This is a genomic window from Pseudomonas sp. UBA4194 (assembly GCF_002379585.1).
Classification (GTDB): Bacteria; Pseudomonadota; Gammaproteobacteria; order Pseudomonadales; family Pseudomonadaceae; genus Aquipseudomonas.
This window is the reverse complement of sequence record NZ_DFUE01000023.1, coordinates 48,755-65,582: the sequence shown is the minus strand read 5'-3', so window position 1 is coordinate 65,582 and position 16,828 is coordinate 48,755. Positions and strand designations below refer to the sequence as shown.

The following is a 16,828-nucleotide window of genomic DNA, read 5'->3' as shown; positions in this document are numbered from 1 at the left end:
GGTGGATCACGTGGGGGATTGTGGTTATGGGCCCTGGGGGGGTTGGGACTGAGCTGGTGGTGTTGGTCTAGGTGGAGATCTTCGCTGAATGGTCCCCTCACCCCAGCCCTCTCCCTTAGGGAGAGGGAGCTAAAAGCGGACCGTCGATAGCCGCAACACCACCGTACGGCTCCCTCTCCGTCAGGGAGAGGGAGCTAAAAGCGGATCGTGGATAGCCGCAACACCACCGTACGGCTCCCTCTCCCTCAGGGAGAGGGCTGGGGTGAGGGGACCATTCACCGAAGATCCAAAATCAAAACCGCGGCTTCACCGCCTTCCAATCAGGCTTGTACCGAGCCATCTGCCTCACATCGTCGCGAGAGCGGATTCCGCAGCTCAGGAACTGCTCATGCAAGGTACCCAACTGGTCGCGGTCCAGTTCCAGCCCCAACCCCGGTGTCTTGTTGATTTTCACGCAGCCATCGACGATCGGCAGCTTGCCGCCCTTGATCACTTCCTCATCCGCTTCCTGCCACGGATAGTGGGTATCGCAGGCGTAATCCAGATTCGGCACGGCGGCGGCCACATGGGCCATGGCCATCAAGCTGATGCCCAGGTGCGAGTTGGAGTGCATGGACACGCCCAGGCCCCAGGTGTGACACATCCGCGCCAATACCTGAGTGTCGCGCAGGCCACCCCAGTAATGGTGGTCGGCCAGCACGATCTGCACGCTGTTCTGTTCGACGCTGCGGCGGAACTCGTCGAAATCGGTGACCACCATGTTGGTCGCCAGGGGCAGGCCGGTGCGCTTGTGCAGTTCGGCCATGCCATCGAGACCTGGGCAGGGGTCTTCGTAATATTGCAAGCTGTCGCCCAGCAGCTCGGCCATGCGGATCGAGGTTTCCAGCGACCAGTTGCCGTTCGGGTCGATGCGCAGCGGGTGGTTCGGGAAAGCCTTCTTCAGGGCCAGGATGCAGGCCACTTCGTGTTCGGGCGGCAGGGTGCCGGCCTTGAGCTTGATGCTCTTGAAGCCGTACTGCTCGATCATGGTCCGCGCCTGGGCCACGATCTGCTCCTCGCTCAGCGCCTCGCCCCAGGCATCGGCCGGGTAGGGCGAGTCGATGTGCTGGGCGTACTTGAAAAACAGGTAGGCACTGAACGGCACTTCGTCGCGCACGGCGCCGCCGAGCAGGTCTACCAAGGGTCGGTTCAGCGAATGGGCTTGCAGGTCCAGCAGCGCCACTTCGAAGGCTGAATAGGCGTTGGTCACCGCCTTGCTGGCGTGGGAGCCCGGCGCCAGTTCGGCGCCCGACAGGCTGGCGGGCTTGTGCCGGGCCACGGTGCTGGTGACGATCTGGCGCAGCCCGTTGAGATTGAACGGGTCGAGGCCGACCAACTGATCCTTGATGGCCATCTGCACGGCCAGCGCCGGCGCATCGCCGTAGCTTTCGCCGAGGCCGACGTAGCCGTTGTCGCTTTCCACTTCGATGATCGAGCGCAGCGCATAGGGTTCATGGATGCCGCTGGCGTTGAGCAGGGGCGGATCACGGAAGGCGATCGGGGTCACGGTGACGCGTTTGATTTTCATGGTCTCTCTCCTGCAGTTTCAGGCCCCGGCAGTGCAGGGCCATTCCGTAGTCAATGGGCGATGACGGGCTGTACCGGCTTGGCGTCGGTTTTGCTGCCACGGGGTTTGGTGCGGGCGAAGAACACCACGATGGCCGCCACCACCGACGTCGCGGCCAGACCGTACAGGCCGCCCTGGATGGAGCCCGTTTTCTCTTCCAGGAAGCCGAACACCGTGGGCGCCACGAAGCCGCCCAGATTGCCCACCGAGTTGATCAGCGCCAGCACCGCAGCGGCGATGCGCGCATCCAGGTAGGCCTGCGGAATGGGCCAGAACAGCGCCGAGGCGGCCTTGAAACCTACCGCGGCAAAGCAGATGGCGACGAAAGCGAATACCGGGCCACCGTAGGTGGACATGAACATGCCGATGGCTGCGATGATCAAGGTGGTCGCCACCCACGCCTGCTGGTGCTTGAAGCGGGCCGCCAGCGCGGCGAAGCCGTACATGGCCGCGATGGAGATGATCCAGGGAATGGAGTTGAACAGACCGATCTCGAAGTCCGAGACATTGCCCATCTTCTTGATCATGCTCGGCAGCCAGAAGGTGGCGCCATAGATGGTCAGTGCCACCGAGAAGAAGATGAAACAGAACACCAGGATCTGCGTGTCGGCCAGCAGCTTGAACATCGAGGGCTTGACCACGTGTTCGGCTTCCCGGGCGCGCTGTTCCTCGGCGATGGTGTAGCTGAGCACGCCCTGTTCTTCCGGGGTCAGCCATTTGGCTTCATGAATGTGCGACTGCAGCCAGAAGTAGACGAAGCCGCAGAGCGCCACCGAGGCGCCGCCTTCGATCAGGAACATCCACTGCCAGCCGTGCAGGCCCAGGCCGCTGACGCTGAGCAGGGCGCCGGTGATGGGGCCGGAGACGATGGAAGCAATCGCCGAACCGCTGAGGAAGATCGCCATTGCCTTGCCGCGCTCGCTCGCTGGCAACCATTGGGTGAAGTAATACAGCACGCCGGGGTAGAAGCCGGCTTCGGTGACGCCCAGCAAAAAGCGCATGACGTAGAAGCTGGTCTCGCCTTTGACGAACGCCATGCCCATGGCCACCAGGCCCCAGGTGAACATGATGCGAGTCAGCCAGGCGCGGGCGCCGAAGCGCTGCAGGAGCATGTTGGACGGCACTTCGAACAGTGCGTAGCCCACGAAGAACAGGCCGGCGCCCAGCCCGTAGGCCGCCGCGCCGATGCCCAGATCGGTTTCCATGTGCGTGCGCACGAAGCCGATGTTCACCCGGTCGATGTAGTTGACGATGAACATGATGACGAACAACGGCAGTACATGCCGCTTCACCTTGGCCACCGCGCTGGCGAGCACGCTGGGGTCCGCAGAACCGTATTGAGCGTTCAAGGGCGACTCCGATAGTTGTTTTTTTTGGATGGCTCGATGATGGACCTGGGATATTGTTCCCGTCTAATCTAACTTGGCACTTGATTGATACCGAGGTTGAATCAATGTTCGAGCTGACCCAACTGCGCTGTTTCACCACCGTGGCCACGGAACTCAACTTCCGTCGTGCGGCCGAGCGCTTGAACATGACCCAGCCACCCTTGAGCCGGCAGATCCAGTTGCTGGAGCATCATCTGGGTGTGGAGCTGTTCACTCGCAGCACCCGCAGTGTGGCGTTGACCGCTGCCGGCAGGGCGTTCTTCGTCGAGGCGCAGAACCTGCTGGAGCGTGCGCAGCAGGCGGCGGTGTCGGCACGTCGGTTTGCCGAGGGCGACATCGGCTCGGTCAACATCGCGTTCGTTGGCAGCGCGGTCTATGAATTTCTGCCCAAGGTGATCGCCGAAGCGCGGCTCAAGCAGCCGCACGTGAAGATCGATCTGTCGGAGATGAACACCTATCAGCAGCACGAAGCCTTGCGCGCGCGACGTATCGATCTGGGCATCGCCCGCGCGCCGTTACAGGACAGCGGTTATCTGACCGAGTGCCTGGTGCGCGAGCCGTTCGTATTGGCCGCGCCCGCTCATCACCCGTTGGCGACGGCGCAGGATCTGGGGGTGCATGATCTGCATGAACAGCCATTCCTGATGTATTCCCACTCGGCCTACCCGCCGTTCAACGAGCTGCTGACCGGGATGCTGCGCTCGGCACAGGTGGCGCCGCAGTATGTGCAATGGCTGGGGTCGTCGTTGACCATTCTGGCGTTGGTGAATGCCGGTATGGGGTTGGCGCTGGTGCCGCGTTGCGCCACCAGTGTGGTGTTCAAGAATGTGGTATTTCGCGAGATCGATCTGGGCGAGGGGGTGCAGAGCGAGCTGCATCTGATCTGGCGCGAAAGCAATGACAACCCGGCCTTTGCGATGTTGCTGGAAGCGATTCGTGGCGCGGCTCGGGAAGGGTGGGGCGGGTAATAGAGGAGGCCAGGCCGGCCCCATCGCGGGTAGAACCCGCTCCCACATCCCCACCCCGCACACTCACACACCCAATCTACCCCCGGCCCCCTGTAGGAGCGGCGTCCAGCCGCGAAGGCGCCAGCCCTGCAGAATCACACACCCGATGCCCCCACGCCCCCTGTGGGAGCGGGCTCTGCCCGCGATGAGGCCAGCCCTGCAGAATCACACACCCGATCAACCCCACGCACCCTGTGGGAGCGGGCGCTGCCCGCGATGAGGCCGGACCTGCAGAATCACACCCGATGCCCCCCACGCACCCTGTGGGAGCGGGCTCTGCCCGCGATGAGGCCGAACCTGCAGAATCACAAACCCTGCACAAACTTCACCAGATCGCCAACAGTAGGGTCACTCCCAAAGAACCTGTCCTCGCACCCCGGCGATACCGTCACGTCCAGTTCATCCTCCAGACGAAACAGCAGATCCTCTATTGCCTGACGCTCCAGTCCCAACATTCGCAGGCGGGTAGCGGCTTCGAAATCCCTGTGCCCGACAGCCTTGGCCACCCCGCGGTGTACAACCCATTCAAGTGTTGCTTCGTTGCCCATGTCCGTCTACCTGGCGCGACGCCCACGTCCAGGCGCGCGGGCGAAGTTGTCGATACTGCTCCTGTACACAGGAGCTTACGCCAGTTTTGCGGGGGCCACAGGGGGGTGAGGAAAAAAGCGTTCCAGGCGTGATTGGGTGGCGTCTGGGCAGGCGCCTTCGCGGCTTCACGCCGCTCCTACAGGACATCATCGAACGTTCCGCCTGCCTGCAGGATCGACACGAACCTCGTACGCATGCCCATCATGAATCTCCCCGCAGGATCGACACGAACCCCGTACGCATGCCCATCATGAATCCCCCCGCAGGATCGACACGAACCCCGTACGCATGCCCATCATGAATCCCCCTGCAGGATCGGCGCAAACCCCGTACGCATGCCCACACAAATCCCCTGTAGGAGCGGCGTTCAGCCGCGAAGGGGCCGGCCCTGCTGGCACATCACTTATGGGCCACCCCAGGCAGCACACACAGCATTTCATACAGCAGGTTGGCGCCCAGCAGCGAGGTGTTGCCCGTCGTGTCGTACGGCGGCGAAACCTCCACCACATCACAGCCGATCAGGTCCAGGCCCTGACAGCCGCGGATGATTTCCAACCCCTGGATGGTGGTCAGGCCCCCCACTTCCGGGGTGCCGGTGCCCGGTGCCCAGGCGGGGTCGATGCCGTCGATGTCGAAACTCAGATACACCGGCCCACCGCCCACTTTCTCCCGCACCTCAGCCATCAACGGCGTCAACGACTTGTGCCAGCATTCTTCGGCCTGGACCACCCGGAAACCCTGTTTGCGGCTCCAGTTGAAGTCTTCGGCGGTGTAGCCCTGGGCCCGCAGCCCGATCTGCACCACCCGGTCGCAGTCCAGCAGCCCTTCTTCCACCGCACGGCGGAACGTCGTGCCATGGGCGATCTTCTCGCCGAACATGTGATCGTTGACGTCGGCATGCGCATCGATGTGCACCAGCCCCACCTTGCCGTGCTTCTTGTGCAGGGCCCGCAGGATCGGCAGGGTGATGGTGTGATCACCGCCCATGGTCAGCGGAATCACGTCATGCTCGAGGATCTCGTCGTAGCTTTCCTCGATGATGCGCACCGCGTCCAGCAGGTTGAAGGTATTGATAGCGACGTCGCCGATATCGGCCACCGACAGCGAGTCGAACGGGGCGGCGCCGGTGGCCATGTTGTAGGGACGAATCATCACCGACTCGGCGCGGATCTCCCGCGGCCCGAAACGTGTACCTGAGCGCAGCGAAGTGCCGATGTCCAGCGGAATGCCGATGAACGCAGCATCCAGGCCGGCGGCGCTTTGCAGGTGCGGCAGGCGCAGCATGGTGGCGATACCGCCGAAGCGCGGCATTTCGTTGCCGCCCAAAGGTTGGTGAAGGATCTTGTCCACGGCGAGGGTCTCGGTGTCTGGGAATGGAATGAGGGCAGTCTGCTCAAGGCGGGTCGGGTATGGAATCGGCGAGGGAAAATACTTAGTTCAGGATTTTGTGAAGTATCGGGGAGGTGGGTAGACTGAGTGGGTCTACTGCGGGCAGGGCTCGCTCCCAAAGGGAATCTGTGCAACGCGCGACATCCCCTGTGGGAGCGGGCTCTGCCCGCGATAACGCCCTCCCAGGCAACCCAGAAAACCGACCGTATGCCCAACCCACTGCCCGACCTCAAACTTCTGCGTATCTTCACCGCCGTGGTTCGCCACCAGGGCTTCGCCAGTGCGCAGCAGGAGCTGAACCTGTCGACATCGGCCATCAGCACCTACATGAGCCAGCTGGAAGCGGCCTTGGGCATCGTGCTCTGCCACCGCGGTCGAGGTGGCTTCAGCCTCACCAGCAAGGGCGAGCTGTTCCATGCCGAAACCCTGCGCCTGCTGGCCGAAATGAAAGGCTTCGAGCAGTATGCCGCCGCGCTCAAGGGCGAGTTGCGCGGCACCTTGAACCTGGGCGTGATCGACTCGACCGTAGGTGACACGGCCCTGCCGCTGGCCGAAGTCATCGGGGCCTACAGCCAGGAGCATCCGGCGGTGCACCTGCACCTGTCGGTGCTCAGCCCGTACGAACTGCAGATGGGCATTCAGGACAATCGACTGGACCTTGCCATCGGGTCGTTCTCCACCCGCATGAGCGGGCTGGTCTACCAGCCGTTGTATCGCGAGCAGCACTGGTTGTACTGCAGCAGCCGCCACCCGCTGTATGACGAACGTCGCCCGCCTGAGCCGGTGATCACCCAGCAACGTATGGTAGGGCGCGGTTATTGGAGCCAGGCCGAACTGTCGCGCCACGGCTTCAAGCACACGGCGGCGACCGTGGACAGCATGGAGGCACAATTGATTCTGGTGTTGTCGGGGGCTTATATCGGTTACCTGCCCGAGCACTATGCACAGCCGTGGGTGGACAAGGGCGATCTGCGGGTATTGTCGCCGACGACGTTCGGCTATCAGGCGCCCTTTGCATTGATCGTACGGCGGGGGCGCAGTCGTGAACCGTTGATCCAGACATTCCGGGATGTGTTGCGCGGGCAGTTGAAGGGGTAGTGGGGAATGGGTTTGAACCCTGACCGCCGCCATCAGCGCCCATTCTTGCTGGTCAATTATTGATCATGCTTCTGCAGCCCACGGAATACGCGGGCTGCAGGCTCTTCTCCCAAGCTTGTCCACAGGCTGGTGCACGGCGAATGTGCACAACCCTTTGATATAGATCGTTTTTTGCTCATATCCCGGAAAGCCACGGCCTGCCTGGCGTTGGGCGTTTTGCACTCAGCTTATGCACAGGCTCATGCAGGTTTTCTCGGGATAAGTGCTCAGCCCTCAGCCTGGCTGACCAAGGCATCGCGGGCGGTGTTGAGGATGCGCTCGGACAGCGCCGGATCCTGCACGCTGCGCGACAGCAGCAGCGCCCCCACCAGGCTCGACAACACCATCACGCTCTGCTGGTCGGCGGCCTCGCCACCGCCCAGGCTCTGTGCAATGCGCGTCAGGTGGGCGCCAATCGCTTCGTCGGCAATGGCGCTGGGGGTGCCGCGCTGGCCCAGTTCGGCGGCCATGGTCGGCAGCGGGCAGCCGCGCTCGGCACCATCGCGATGGGCCACGCTCAGGTAATCCTCGATGAATGACGCCAGCGGGCGCTGTGCGGCAAAGGTGGTTTCGCAGTACTCGCGCAGTTGCGCCGTAGCATCGCGCAAGGCAGTTTCGACCAGTTCATCCTTGGACTTGAAGTGAGCGTAGAAGCCGCCGTGGGTCAGGCCCAGGGCTTTCATGAGCGGTTGCAGGCCAGTGGCGCCAATGCCGTCGCGACGAAAACGTGCCGAAGCTTCCTTGACGATCCGTTGGTGGGTCTGGGCCTTGTGGTCCTGGGAGTAGCGCATGGAGCCTCCACGTCTGGCTCGTTGAATGTTGGGTGACATTCTACATGCTTGGGGGGCACAGAGGTTTGGGGGGGAGGGTGAGAGGGGGAGGAGGTTGGGGCCCCTGAGGGAGCTTGAGGCCCCTGACCCGGCTTACGCCGGTGCTACGGGTCGCGGGCTTCTTTGGCGTCCATTTCGGCGTTGCGCTCGTGAACGCGTTTGAGCTGTTCATCGGTCAGCGGGACTTTCTGCGCGCTTTGACGCAGCATCATCAAGCCACCGACGATGGAACCGATGGCCACCAACAATATCAACCAGGCATACCAGGGCATGGGACCCTCCTTGAAAAGCGCGCTGAGGTCAGGCTGCGCTTATACCACTTGGAGCGACGGGCTGTCGCAGTGGTTCAATTATAGGTCCTGATTGCCCTACAGGCCGGTCAACATGGCATCGGCGGGTGCTTCGCCACGTTGGCGAGCGGTGAGGCTGAAGTAGACGAAACCAACGGCCATGAAGCCGATGAAAATCAGACCGATCAGGGTGTTGAACCAGGCCATGGCGATCAGGCACACCAGTGCCAAAGCCAGGGCGATCCCGGGCACGAGCGGATAGCCCGGCGCACGGAAGGTCCGCTCCAGGTTCGGCTCGCTGCGGCGCAGTTTGAACAGGCTGAGCATGCTCATGATGTACATCACGATGGCGCCGAACACTGCCATGGTGATCATGGCTGCGGTCAGGGTCATGCCGCCCAGATTGATCAAGCCATCGCTGTAGATAGCCAGGATGCCGATCACGCCGCCGGCGATGATTGCCCGGTGCGGCGTCTGGAACCGCGACAGCTTGGCCAGGGAGGCGGGCAGATAGCCCGCGCGGGCCAGCGCGAAGAATTGCCGCGAATAGCCCAGGATGATCCCGTGGAAACTGGCCACCAGGCCGAACAGGCCGATCCATACCAGCATGTGCAGCCAGCCGGAGTTTTCGCCAACCACGGTTTTCATGGCTTGGGGCAGGGGATCATTGATGTTCGACAGGGTGCGCCAGTCACCCACGCCACCGGCGAAGAACATCACGCCCATGGCCAGAAACACCAGGGTCAGGATGCCGCTGACGTAGGCCTTGGGAATGGTGCGCTTGGGGTCCTTGGCTTCTTCGGCAGCCATGGCCGCGCCTTCGATAGCCAGGAAGAACCAGATGGCGAAGGGAATGGCCGCGAACATCCCGGCGATGGCCGGGGCACCGAAGCTGTCACTGCCGGCCCAGCCGTTGAGGGCAAAGTTGCTGAAACTGAAAGCCGGCGCCACCACGCCCATGAACACCAGCAGTTCGAGCACCGCCAGAACACAGACCACCAGCTCGAACGTGGCCGCCAGCTTGACGCCCAGAATGTTCAGGGTCATGAACACGATGTAGGCGCCCACTGCGGCATGCTTAGGGTCCAGCGCGGGAAACTGCACATTCAGATAGGCGCCGATGGCCAGGGCGATGGCCGGCGGGGCAAAGACGAATTCGATCAACGTCGCCAGGCCCGCCACCAGGCCACCTTTCTCGCCGAAGGCGCGGCGGCTGTAGGCGAAAGGTCCGCCAGCATGAGGAATGGCGGTGGTCAATTCGGTAAAACTGAAGATGAAGCAGGTGTACATCAACGCCACCATCAGCGAGGTCACCAGGAAGCCCAAAGTGCCGGCCACGCCCCAACCGTAGCTCCAGCCGAAATACTCGCCGGAGATCACCAGCCCCACCGCAATGCCCCACAGGTGCAGCGTGCCCAAGGTGGGCTTGAGTTGCGTATTCATCGGTTTCTCCCTGAGCCAATAGGAACGTCGAGCACCTGTTGCATCGGCCGTGCCAGTGCCGGCCCCCGGGTCGTTATGGGTGTGGGCGTGTCGCGGTCGGGGATGTTTGCCGGCATTGGGCAGGTCTGGCGCTTGAATACAGGGCGGTATGCCCAGGACAGGCTCTGGTGCGGGGCAGCGGTGCGGCGCCGGGCGGGGCCCGTTGGTGGTAAAAATCCGCTACAATGCGCGCCGATTTCGACTTGCCCCTGAGAGCCCGCCCATGCCCGCCTGCCAGACTCCTATCATCGTCGCCCTGGATTACCCGACCCGTGAGGCCGCGCTCAAGCTCGCCGATCAGTTGGACCCCAAGCTGTGCCGGGTCAAGGTCGGCAAGGAGCTGTTCACCAGCAGCGCCTCAGGTATCGTCGAGACCTTGAACGCCAAGGGCTTCGAGGTGTTCCTGGACCTCAAATTCCACGACATCCCCAACACCACTGCCATGGCGGTCAAGGCGGCGGCTGAAATGGGTGTGTGGATGGTCAACGTGCACTGCTCCGGCGGCCTGCGCATGATGGCCGCGTGCCGTGAAGTGCTGGAGCAGCGCAGCGGGACCAAGCCTCTGCTGATCGGGGTGACCGTGCTGACCAGCATGGAGCGCGAAGACCTGGCAGCCATCGGCCTGGATATCGAGCCTCAGGAGCAGGTGCTGCGCCTGGCTGCATTGGCCCAGAAAGCCGGTATGGACGGCCTGGTGTGTTCAGCCCTGGAGGCCCAGGCGTTGAAGGCCGCCCATCCGGCGCTGCAACTGGTGACTCCGGGTATTCGCCCGGCTGGCAGCGCTCAGGACGACCAACGCCGTATCCTCACCCCGCGCCAGGCGCTGGACGCCGGTTCCGACTATCTGGTGATCGGTCGCCCGATCAGTCAGGCGGCCGATCCGGCCCAGGCGCTGGCCGATGTCGTGGCGCAGATCAACGGCTGATCTCAGGCCTGCTTGGGCTGACCGTTGGAGGCATGCAGGCCACCGTCGACGGGCAGGTTGACGCCGTTGACGAAGCGCGCGTCGTGACTGGCGAGAAAGGCGATCACATCGGCCACTTCTTCCGGTTCGGCGGCTCGACCCATGGGGATGCGGTCGGCAAACTTGGCCATGAGCTGCTCGTCCTTGGCCATGTCTGCCGTCAGATCGCTCCAGGTCAGGGCTGGGCATACCGCGTTTACCCGGACACCCTGACCGCCGTATTCCAGCGCGATGGCTCGCGTGAAGTTGCTCACCGCGCCCTTGGCAGCGTTGTAGAAACTCATGCCCCAATCGCCGCCCAGACCGGACACCGATGAGACGTTGATGATGCTGCCGCCGCTTTTGATCAGGTGCGGCATGGCGGCGCGGCAGCCGTAGAACACACCGTCCACGTCGATCGACATGACCTGACGCCAGTCAGCCAGGGCGGTCTCGGTCATGGCACCCATGGGGGCTACGCCGGCATTGTTGACCAGCACATCGAGTTGCCCGAAGTGTTCGACTGCGGCCTTGACTAGATGCTGGACCTGTTCCCAGTCCGATACATCGGTCGTCACCACCAGGCTTTGACCCGGTCCGCAGTCTTTGGCCACGGCTTCGAGCTTGTCGCGGGTTCGCCCCGCCAGGACCACCCGCGCGCCTTCCTTGGCAAAGCGTCGTGCAGTGGCAGCGCCCATGCCCGAGCCTGCACCGGTTACGATCACGACTTTATCCTGGAAACGATTCATGGCTAATGCCCTCGCTGATTGATGGGATAGAGCTGTGAGGGGGACAGCGGCGAGGGGGTTCATTTCGATTCATGAAAAAGCGTTCATGCAGGCCCGCCGCCATCGCGGGTAGAACCCGCTCCCACAGGGCCCCACAGGCGCTTCGTAGCCCTTGTGGGAGCGGGTTCTACCCGCGATGGCGGTGGGCTGGCTCCCACAGGCGCTTGGTAGCCTTTGTGGGAGCGGGTTCTACCCGCGATGGCGGTGGGCTGGCTGGCGCCAGACTCAAGCCTTGCGCGCGTTCAGAATCACCAGCGTCAACACCCCCGCAACAATCCCCCAGAACGCCGACCCTACCGAAAACAAGGTCAAGCCCGACGCTGTGACCATGAACGTGATCAACGCTGCTTCGCGCTCCTGGGGCGCCTGCATCGCCTGGGTCAAGCCGTTGATGATCGAACCGAACAGCGCCAACGCCGCAATCGACAGCACCAACTCCTTGGGTAACGCCGCGAACAGGGCCGCGAGGGTCGCGCCGAAAATCCCGGCAATGCCATAGAACACCCCGCACCATACCGCCGCGGTGTAGCGTTTGTTACGGTCTTCGTGGGCGTGGGGCCCGGTGCAGATGGCGGCGCTGATCGCCGCCAGGTTGATGCCATGGGAGCCGAACGGTGCCAGCAGCAGCGAGGCAATGCCGGTCACCGAGATCAGCGGCGAGGCGGGCACCTGGTAACCGTCGGCGCGCAGCACGGCGATGCCGGGCATGTTCTGCGAGGTCATGGCCACCACGAACAGGGGGATGCCGATACTGATGGTCGCTGCCAGCGAGAACGTGGGTGTGGTCCACACGGGCTGCGCCACTTCCAACGCGAAGTGGCTGAAATCCAGCAGCCCCAGCAACCCTGAGAGCAGTGTGCCCAGCAGCAGCGCCGCGAGCACGGCGTAGCGCGGCGACACGCGCTTGATAATCAGGTAGGTGAAAAACATGCTCAACACCAGCGCGGTGCGATGCTGGGCCGCGATGAAGATTTCACTGCCGATCTTGAACAGAATGCCAGCCAGCAAGGCCGCAGCCAGGGAGGCGGGCAAGCGCTTGACCAACCGCTCGAAGCTGCCGGTCATGCCGCAGATCACCACCAGTATGGCGCAGGTGATATAGGCGCCGATGGCCTCGGGATAACTGACCCCACCCAGGCTGGTCACCAGCAGCGCCGCGCCAGGGGTCGACCAGGCCACGGTGATAGGGGTGCGGTAGCGCAGCGACAGGCCGATGTTGCACACCGCCATGCCGATCGAAAGCGCCCAGATCCAGGAAGAGATCTGGCCGCTGGTGAGACCTGCGGCCTGGCCGGCCTGGAACATCAGCACCAGGGAGCTGGTGTAGCCGGTGAGCATGGCAATGAAGCCTGCGACCATGGCAGAAATGGAGGTGTCGGCTAGGGGGCGCAGCGGCGGCAGGGTGGGGGCAGACATAGGTGGCATCCTTGGCGATCTACGGCCAAGGGTAAACGATGGCGGGGGAGGGCGAACGGTACAGCGAGATGGGGATTCGGCCGTACAGTCACCGCACGCGACACAACACCTGTAGCAGCGGCGTAAGCCGCGTCCGGCCGTTACGCGGTTCACCTGAATGACGATGGCGTTATCGGATGAGAATGACGCGGATGACCTGGATGATTGTGGGGTGTTGGACGCGGCTTACGCCGCTGCTACGGGGCGAAGCGTTGGTTGAGGTACTCGATGATGACCTTGGATTCATACATCCAGGTCACCTGGCCGGCCTCTTCGATACGCAGGCACGGCACCTTGATCTTGCCGCCCTCGGCCAGCAGGGCCTCCCGCGCGGCCGGGTCGTTCTTGGCATCGCGCAGCGCCACCGGCACATTGAGTTTGTGCAAGGTGCGGCGAGTCTTTACACAGAACGGGCAGGCATGGAACTGATAGAGCGACAGGCCGCGGGCGGCTTCGACCACCTTGGCCTGGGCCTCGGCGCTGCGTTTCTGGCGAGGCGGGCGGGTGAGCAGGTCACCCACCACAATCACCTGGCCGAGGCCGGTGCGCAGTGCTTTCATCAACATCGCCAGGTTCTCCGATTACTTGATCAGGCTGAGAAATTCGCCACGGGTGGACGCATTCTCACGGAACTCGCCCAGCATGACCGAGGTGATCATGGAGGAATTCTGCTTCTCGACGCCGCGCATCATCATGCACATGTGCTTGGCTTCGATGACCACCGCCACGCCCAGCGCGCCTGTGACCTGCTGCACCGCATCGGCAATCTGCCGGCCCAGGTTTTCCTGGATCTGCAGGCGTCGGGCATACATGTCGACGATGCGCGCCACCTTGGACAGCCCCAGCACCTTGCCGTTGGGGATGTAGGCCACATGGGCCCGGCCGATGAACGGCAGCAGATGGTGCTCGCACAGCGAGTACAGCTCAATGTCCTTGACCAACACCATTTCGCTGGCGTCCGAGCTGAACAAGGCACCGTTGGTGACCTCTTCCAGCGTTTGCTCATAGCCGCGGCACAGATACTTCATGGCTTTGGCAGCGCGTTTTGGCGTGTCGAGCAGGCCTTCGCGGTTAACGTCCTCGCCGAGCTGGCCGAGGATCGCGGTGTAGTTCTGTTCCAGGGACATGAATCCAACCTGTGGGAAAATATTTCGCAGACGCGAAGGGTACGGTGGCGGCCGCGGTGGCGCAAGTGACGCGTTATTCGTCGCGACCTTCCAGCATGGTGCGTTTGAGCATCACGTACACCGCCCCTGCGCCACCATGTCGCGCCTGGCAGGAAGTAAACCCCAGCACCTGCGGATGCTGGCGCAGCCAGGTGTTGACGTGGCTCTTGATCATCGGTCGCTTGCCGTCCAGGCGCACGGCCTTGCCGTGGGTGACGCGCACGCAGCGAACTTCGAAACGAGTGGCCTCGGCCAGAAACGCCCAGAGGGTCTCGCGGGCTTTCTCCACGTTCATGCCATGCAAGTCGAGGCTGCCTTCGAAGGGAATCTGGCCGATCTTGAGCTTGCGCATCTGGCTTTCCTGCACGCCGTCACGGGCCCAGTGCAGATCGTCTTCCGGACCGACGTCGATGACGAACTGATCGGACAGGCCGTCGACCGTCGTCACCTGAGTACCCACGGTCGCGGCTTGACGCAGGGCGGTCAGCTTTTGCTTGTCGGCTTTGGGTTTGCCGGTGTCGGCGCGGTCGTGCTTGATCGGCTTGACGCCGCGCATCTGATCCTTGAACAGGGAAAAATCGTCGTCTTGCATGAAAGCCTCCGCCACGGGAGCGCTAGTCTACGCGAGTCAATCGTGCTTTTTCATCAAGTGCGGGGCCAGGTTCAGTTCGCGGCTGCGGCGCATGCCGCGCCGAGCCCGGCGCCAGCACCACAGGCCGAGGTAGAGCACCACCACGCCGACGGCGGTGATCACCGCCGCGCCGCCGGGGCTGGCATCAAGGCCGGTGCCTTGAGGGGGATGGCCCAGCAGGGTGGCCACGCCGGCCATGGCCAGAAGCAGGCCGAACGTCAGCAACACCGCACCGATGGCGGCACCCATACGGTAGCGCCAGTTGCTCGGACCGCGTGGCCGAAGCCTGCGGGCGTTGAATCCGTCGGATGACTTCATTCCGATTCCTCAGTGGGTATCGGGCCTTCGACTCGTTCGCGCGCCCCGCGGTTCCGGCAGGTGGGGCATTTAAACGGCGAGGGGAGGTTATTCGGATAGGCGGCGCAGGGCCGCCGGCGTTCAGATCAGATGCTGGGTCAGCGCCACGGCGGCGAAGTTGTCGCGCATGATGGCCATTTCCGCTTCCTGGACTTTCGCCGCGCTGAGCACCGTATCGCCCTGGGGCAGGTCACGGGTGGCGCAGGCGTCGCTGACCAGGGTGCAGCGGTAGCCGTAGTCCTTGGAGGCACGCACGGTGGTGCTGACGCTCGAGTGGCTCATGAAACCGCAGATGATGAGGTCCAAATGGCCATAGCTTTGCAGCAGTTCATGCAGCCCGGTGTTGTTGAAGGCATTGGGCATGCGCTTCTCGACCACCGGTTCGTCACCCTCGGGTTCGAACCCCTTGATGAATTCGCCGCGTTCGCCCTGAGGGTCGAACAGGCCGCCGACGGTGCCCAGGTGGCGAATGTGCACCACCGGACGCTTGGCCGCGCGCGCCGCAGCCACCAATTGACCGATGTTGGCCAGGGCTTCGTCCATGCCGGACAGGGCCAGGTCGCCACTGAGGTATTCGTTCTGGGCATCGATGATGATCAGGCTGGCATTGGCAATCTTGGTGGGCGGAAAACCGCGACCACTGAGTTGGAACATCGTCTTCGCAACGGACATCGGGGGCTCCTTTGGGTAGGGCTTTTGCAGCATTGTCCTCTGCTGGAGCCGTTCTGTGAATCTATTGAGTGAAAATCGCTAGCGATGCTCTGGTAATATTCGCCCTCGATTCGAACGAGGAGCTTTTGTGATCACTTCCCGCCTGCGCACTCTGCGCGACCACATCCGTTGGGCCGTCAGCCGTTTTCATGGTGAAGAGTTGTTCTTCGGCCATGGCACCGACAACGCCTGGGACGAAGCGCGCCTGCTGGTGCTGGGCGCCCTCAACCTGCCGTTCGAAGTGGCGGACAGCTACCTGGATTGCCGCCTGGAAGACGACGAGATCGTGCATGTGCAGCACCTGCTCAAACGCCGGATCGAAGAGCGCGTGCCCGCCGCCTACCTGATCGGCGAAGCCTGGTTCTGCGGCATGTCGTTCATCGTCGACGCCCGTGTACTGGTGCCCCGTTCGCCCATCGGCGAGCTGATCGAGAACCGCTTCGAACCTTGGCTGGCCCGGCCTCCGGCGCGCATTCTTGACCTGTGCACCGGTTCCGGGTGCATCGGTATCGCCTGCGCCGACGTGTTCCCCGACGCCGAAGTGGCGCTGGGCGACCTGTCGTTCGAGGCCCTGGAAGTGGCCAATCAGAACATCGAGCGCCATGGCGTGGACGATCGCGTCTACACCGTTCAGGGCGACGGCTTCGAAGGCCTGCCGGGCCAGCGTTTCGACTTGATCGTGTCGAACCCACCCTACGTCGATGCCGAGGACTTTGCCGACATGCCCGCCGAGTACCAGCATGAGCCGGAACTGGGGCTGGCGTGCGGCGACGATGGCTTGAACCTGGTGCGCAGGATGCTGGCCGAAGCGGCGGACCATCTGACCGAGAAAGGGTTGCTGATCGTCGAGGTGGGCAACAGCCAGGTGCACGTCGAAGCGCTGTACCCAGAAGTGGATTTCGCCTGGCTGGAATTCCAGCGGGGTGGGCATGGGGTGTTCATGTTGACGGCCGAGCAGTGCCGGGCGCATCAAGAGGTGTTTGCGGCGCGGGTTTGAGGTGATGTTGGGGTGGGTGGGTAGGTGGGTGGAGGTAGGTGTACGTAGGTGGATTTGGGGTGA

18 protein-coding genes are annotated in these 16,828 nt (G+C 63.1%); 4 read left to right on the top strand and 14 right to left on the bottom strand.

From position 1 onward, the window contains the following. Window positions 1–292 precede the first annotated feature (292 nt). Both B3397_RS06865 and B3397_RS06860 read right to left on the bottom strand, forming a co-directional pair. Window positions 293–1,567, bottom strand: a complete 1,275-nt coding sequence (locus B3397_RS06865; RefSeq protein ID WP_296248471.1) for a glucarate dehydratase family protein — start codon at window positions 1,565–1,567, stop codon at window positions 293–295. A gap of 50 nt (window positions 1,568–1,617) precedes the next feature. Then, window positions 1,618–2,922, bottom strand: coding sequence for an MFS transporter (locus B3397_RS06860; protein WP_296248475.1), 1,305 nt, complete (start codon window positions 2,920–2,922; stop codon window positions 1,618–1,620). A 137-nt stretch (window positions 2,923–3,059) separates the two neighbouring features. Here B3397_RS06860 and B3397_RS06855 point away from each other — a divergent pair, with 137 nt between their 5' ends. Next, a complete protein-coding gene (locus tag B3397_RS06855) occupies window positions 3,060–3,962 on the top strand; it encodes a LysR family transcriptional regulator (RefSeq protein ID WP_296248469.1) in 903 nt (300 codons plus the stop codon). A 344-nt stretch (window positions 3,963–4,306) separates the two neighbouring features. Here the strand turns inward: B3397_RS06855 and B3397_RS06850 are convergent, their stop codons facing one another. Further along, the gene (locus B3397_RS06850) at window positions 4,307–4,549 is read right to left on the bottom strand and encodes an acyl carrier protein (protein WP_296248468.1); all 243 of its coding nucleotides are present in this window, start codon (window positions 4,547–4,549) and stop codon (window positions 4,307–4,309) included. 439 nt (window positions 4,550–4,988) lie between these two features. Next, window positions 4,989–5,939 carry an agmatinase gene (gene speB, locus B3397_RS06845; protein WP_296248466.1) on the bottom strand — a complete coding sequence of 317 codons (951 nt, stop codon included), beginning with the start codon at window positions 5,937–5,939 and terminating at the stop codon, window positions 4,989–4,991. A 246-nt stretch (window positions 5,940–6,185) separates the two neighbouring features. On the opposite strand from speB, the gene B3397_RS06840 reads away from it, so the two are divergent. Further along, a complete protein-coding gene (locus B3397_RS06840) occupies window positions 6,186–7,076 on the top strand; it encodes a LysR family transcriptional regulator (RefSeq protein ID WP_296248464.1) in 891 nt (296 codons plus the stop codon). A 266-nt stretch (window positions 7,077–7,342) separates the two neighbouring features. Here B3397_RS06840 and B3397_RS06835 read toward each other — a convergent pair whose 3' ends face one another. The 3 genes from B3397_RS06835 to eat all read right to left on the bottom strand — a co-directional run bounded on the left by B3397_RS06835 (window position 7,343) and on the right by eat (window position 9,678). Continuing rightward, on the bottom strand, window positions 7,343–7,906 hold the full coding sequence (locus B3397_RS06835) for a TetR/AcrR family transcriptional regulator (protein WP_296248462.1): 564 nt from the start codon (window positions 7,904–7,906) through the stop codon (window positions 7,343–7,345). Between the two features lie 143 nt (window positions 7,907–8,049). Beyond that, window positions 8,050–8,217 (bottom strand): DUF2897 family protein, encoded by a 168-nt coding sequence (locus B3397_RS06830; protein WP_296248460.1) that lies wholly within the window; start codon window positions 8,215–8,217, stop codon window positions 8,050–8,052. Between the two features lie 96 nt (window positions 8,218–8,313). Continuing rightward, the gene (gene eat, locus B3397_RS06825) at window positions 8,314–9,678 is read right to left on the bottom strand and encodes an ethanolamine permease (RefSeq protein WP_296248459.1); all 1,365 of its coding nucleotides are present in this window, start codon (window positions 9,676–9,678) and stop codon (window positions 8,314–8,316) included. Between the two features lie 262 nt (window positions 9,679–9,940). Between eat and pyrF the strand changes: the two genes are divergently transcribed. Further along, entirely contained in the window at window positions 9,941–10,642 is a 702-nt protein-coding gene (gene pyrF, locus B3397_RS06820; protein WP_296248457.1) for an orotidine-5'-phosphate decarboxylase, read from the top strand. 2 nt (window positions 10,643–10,644) lie between these two features. Here the strand turns inward: pyrF and B3397_RS06815 are convergent, their stop codons facing one another. The 7 genes from B3397_RS06815 to B3397_RS06785 all read right to left on the bottom strand — a co-directional run bounded on the left by B3397_RS06815 (window position 10,645) and on the right by B3397_RS06785 (window position 15,729). Beyond that, window positions 10,645–11,409: an SDR family NAD(P)-dependent oxidoreductase gene (locus B3397_RS06815; protein ID WP_296248455.1), complete on the bottom strand. Its 765-nt coding sequence runs from the start codon at window positions 11,407–11,409 to the stop codon at window positions 10,645–10,647. Between the two features lie 264 nt (window positions 11,410–11,673). Continuing rightward, window positions 11,674–12,864, bottom strand: coding sequence for a benzoate/H(+) symporter BenE family transporter (locus tag B3397_RS06810; protein WP_296248453.1), 1,191 nt, complete (start codon window positions 12,862–12,864; stop codon window positions 11,674–11,676). Between the two features lie 236 nt (window positions 12,865–13,100). Beyond that, the gene (locus B3397_RS06805) at window positions 13,101–13,469 is read right to left on the bottom strand and encodes a glutaredoxin family protein (protein WP_296248450.1); all 369 of its coding nucleotides are present in this window, start codon (window positions 13,467–13,469) and stop codon (window positions 13,101–13,103) included. Window positions 13,470–13,484: 15 nt separating this feature from the next. Then, window positions 13,485–14,030, bottom strand: coding sequence for a GTP cyclohydrolase I FolE (gene folE / locus B3397_RS06800; protein WP_296248448.1), 546 nt, complete (start codon window positions 14,028–14,030; stop codon window positions 13,485–13,487). A gap of 73 nt (window positions 14,031–14,103) precedes the next feature. After that, entirely contained in the window at window positions 14,104–14,661 is a 558-nt protein-coding gene (locus B3397_RS06795) for a Smr/MutS family protein (protein ID WP_296248446.1), read from the bottom strand. A 36-nt stretch (window positions 14,662–14,697) separates the two neighbouring features. Beyond that, a complete protein-coding gene (locus B3397_RS06790; protein ID WP_296248444.1) occupies window positions 14,698–15,018 on the bottom strand; it encodes a hypothetical protein in 321 nt (106 codons plus the stop codon). Window positions 15,019–15,138: 120 nt separating this feature from the next. Next, a complete protein-coding gene (locus B3397_RS06785) occupies window positions 15,139–15,729 on the bottom strand; it encodes a cysteine hydrolase family protein (RefSeq protein ID WP_296248442.1) in 591 nt (196 codons plus the stop codon). A gap of 127 nt (window positions 15,730–15,856) precedes the next feature. On the opposite strand from B3397_RS06785, the gene prmB reads away from it, so the two are divergent. Next, window positions 15,857–16,765, top strand: a complete 909-nt coding sequence (gene prmB / locus B3397_RS06780; protein ID WP_296248440.1) for a 50S ribosomal protein L3 N(5)-glutamine methyltransferase — start codon at window positions 15,857–15,859, stop codon at window positions 16,763–16,765. Window positions 16,766–16,828 lie beyond the last annotated feature (63 nt).

What these genes read in the sequence shown, in the direction of transcription:
- B3397_RS06810 (WP_296248453.1), bottom strand. Translation starts at nt 12,864, where the DNA reads ATGTCTGCCCCCACCCTGCCGCCGCTGCGCCCCCTAGCCGACACCTCC.
- B3397_RS06805 (WP_296248450.1), bottom strand. Translation starts at nt 13,469, where the DNA reads ATGTTGATGAAAGCACTGCGCACCGGCCTCGGCCAGGTGATTGTGGTG.
- folE (WP_296248448.1), bottom strand. Translation starts at nt 14,030, where the DNA reads ATGTCCCTGGAACAGAACTACACCGCGATCCTCGGCCAGCTCGGCGAG.
- B3397_RS06830 (WP_296248460.1), bottom strand. Translation starts at nt 8,217, where the DNA reads ATGCCCTGGTATGCCTGGTTGATATTGTTGGTGGCCATCGGTTCCATC.
- B3397_RS06855 (WP_296248469.1), top strand. Translation starts at nt 3,060, where the DNA reads ATGTTCGAGCTGACCCAACTGCGCTGTTTCACCACCGTGGCCACGGAA.
- B3397_RS06840 (WP_296248464.1), top strand. Translation starts at nt 6,186, where the DNA reads ATGCCCAACCCACTGCCCGACCTCAAACTTCTGCGTATCTTCACCGCC.
- B3397_RS06850 (WP_296248468.1), bottom strand. Translation starts at nt 4,549, where the DNA reads ATGGGCAACGAAGCAACACTTGAATGGGTTGTACACCGCGGGGTGGCC.
- B3397_RS06835 (WP_296248462.1), bottom strand. Translation starts at nt 7,906, where the DNA reads ATGCGCTACTCCCAGGACCACAAGGCCCAGACCCACCAACGGATCGTC.
- B3397_RS06815 (WP_296248455.1), bottom strand. Translation starts at nt 11,409, where the DNA reads ATGAATCGTTTCCAGGATAAAGTCGTGATCGTAACCGGTGCAGGCTCG.
- B3397_RS06785 (WP_296248442.1), bottom strand. Translation starts at nt 15,729, where the DNA reads ATGTCCGTTGCGAAGACGATGTTCCAACTCAGTGGTCGCGGTTTTCCG.
- B3397_RS06790 (WP_296248444.1), bottom strand. Translation starts at nt 15,018, where the DNA reads ATGAAGTCATCCGACGGATTCAACGCCCGCAGGCTTCGGCCACGCGGT.
- B3397_RS06795 (WP_296248446.1), bottom strand. Translation starts at nt 14,661, where the DNA reads ATGCAAGACGACGATTTTTCCCTGTTCAAGGATCAGATGCGCGGCGTC.
- eat (WP_296248459.1), bottom strand. Translation starts at nt 9,678, where the DNA reads ATGAATACGCAACTCAAGCCCACCTTGGGCACGCTGCACCTGTGGGGC.
- B3397_RS06865 (WP_296248471.1), bottom strand. Translation starts at nt 1,567, where the DNA reads ATGAAAATCAAACGCGTCACCGTGACCCCGATCGCCTTCCGTGATCCG.
- pyrF (WP_296248457.1), top strand. Translation starts at nt 9,941, where the DNA reads ATGCCCGCCTGCCAGACTCCTATCATCGTCGCCCTGGATTACCCGACC.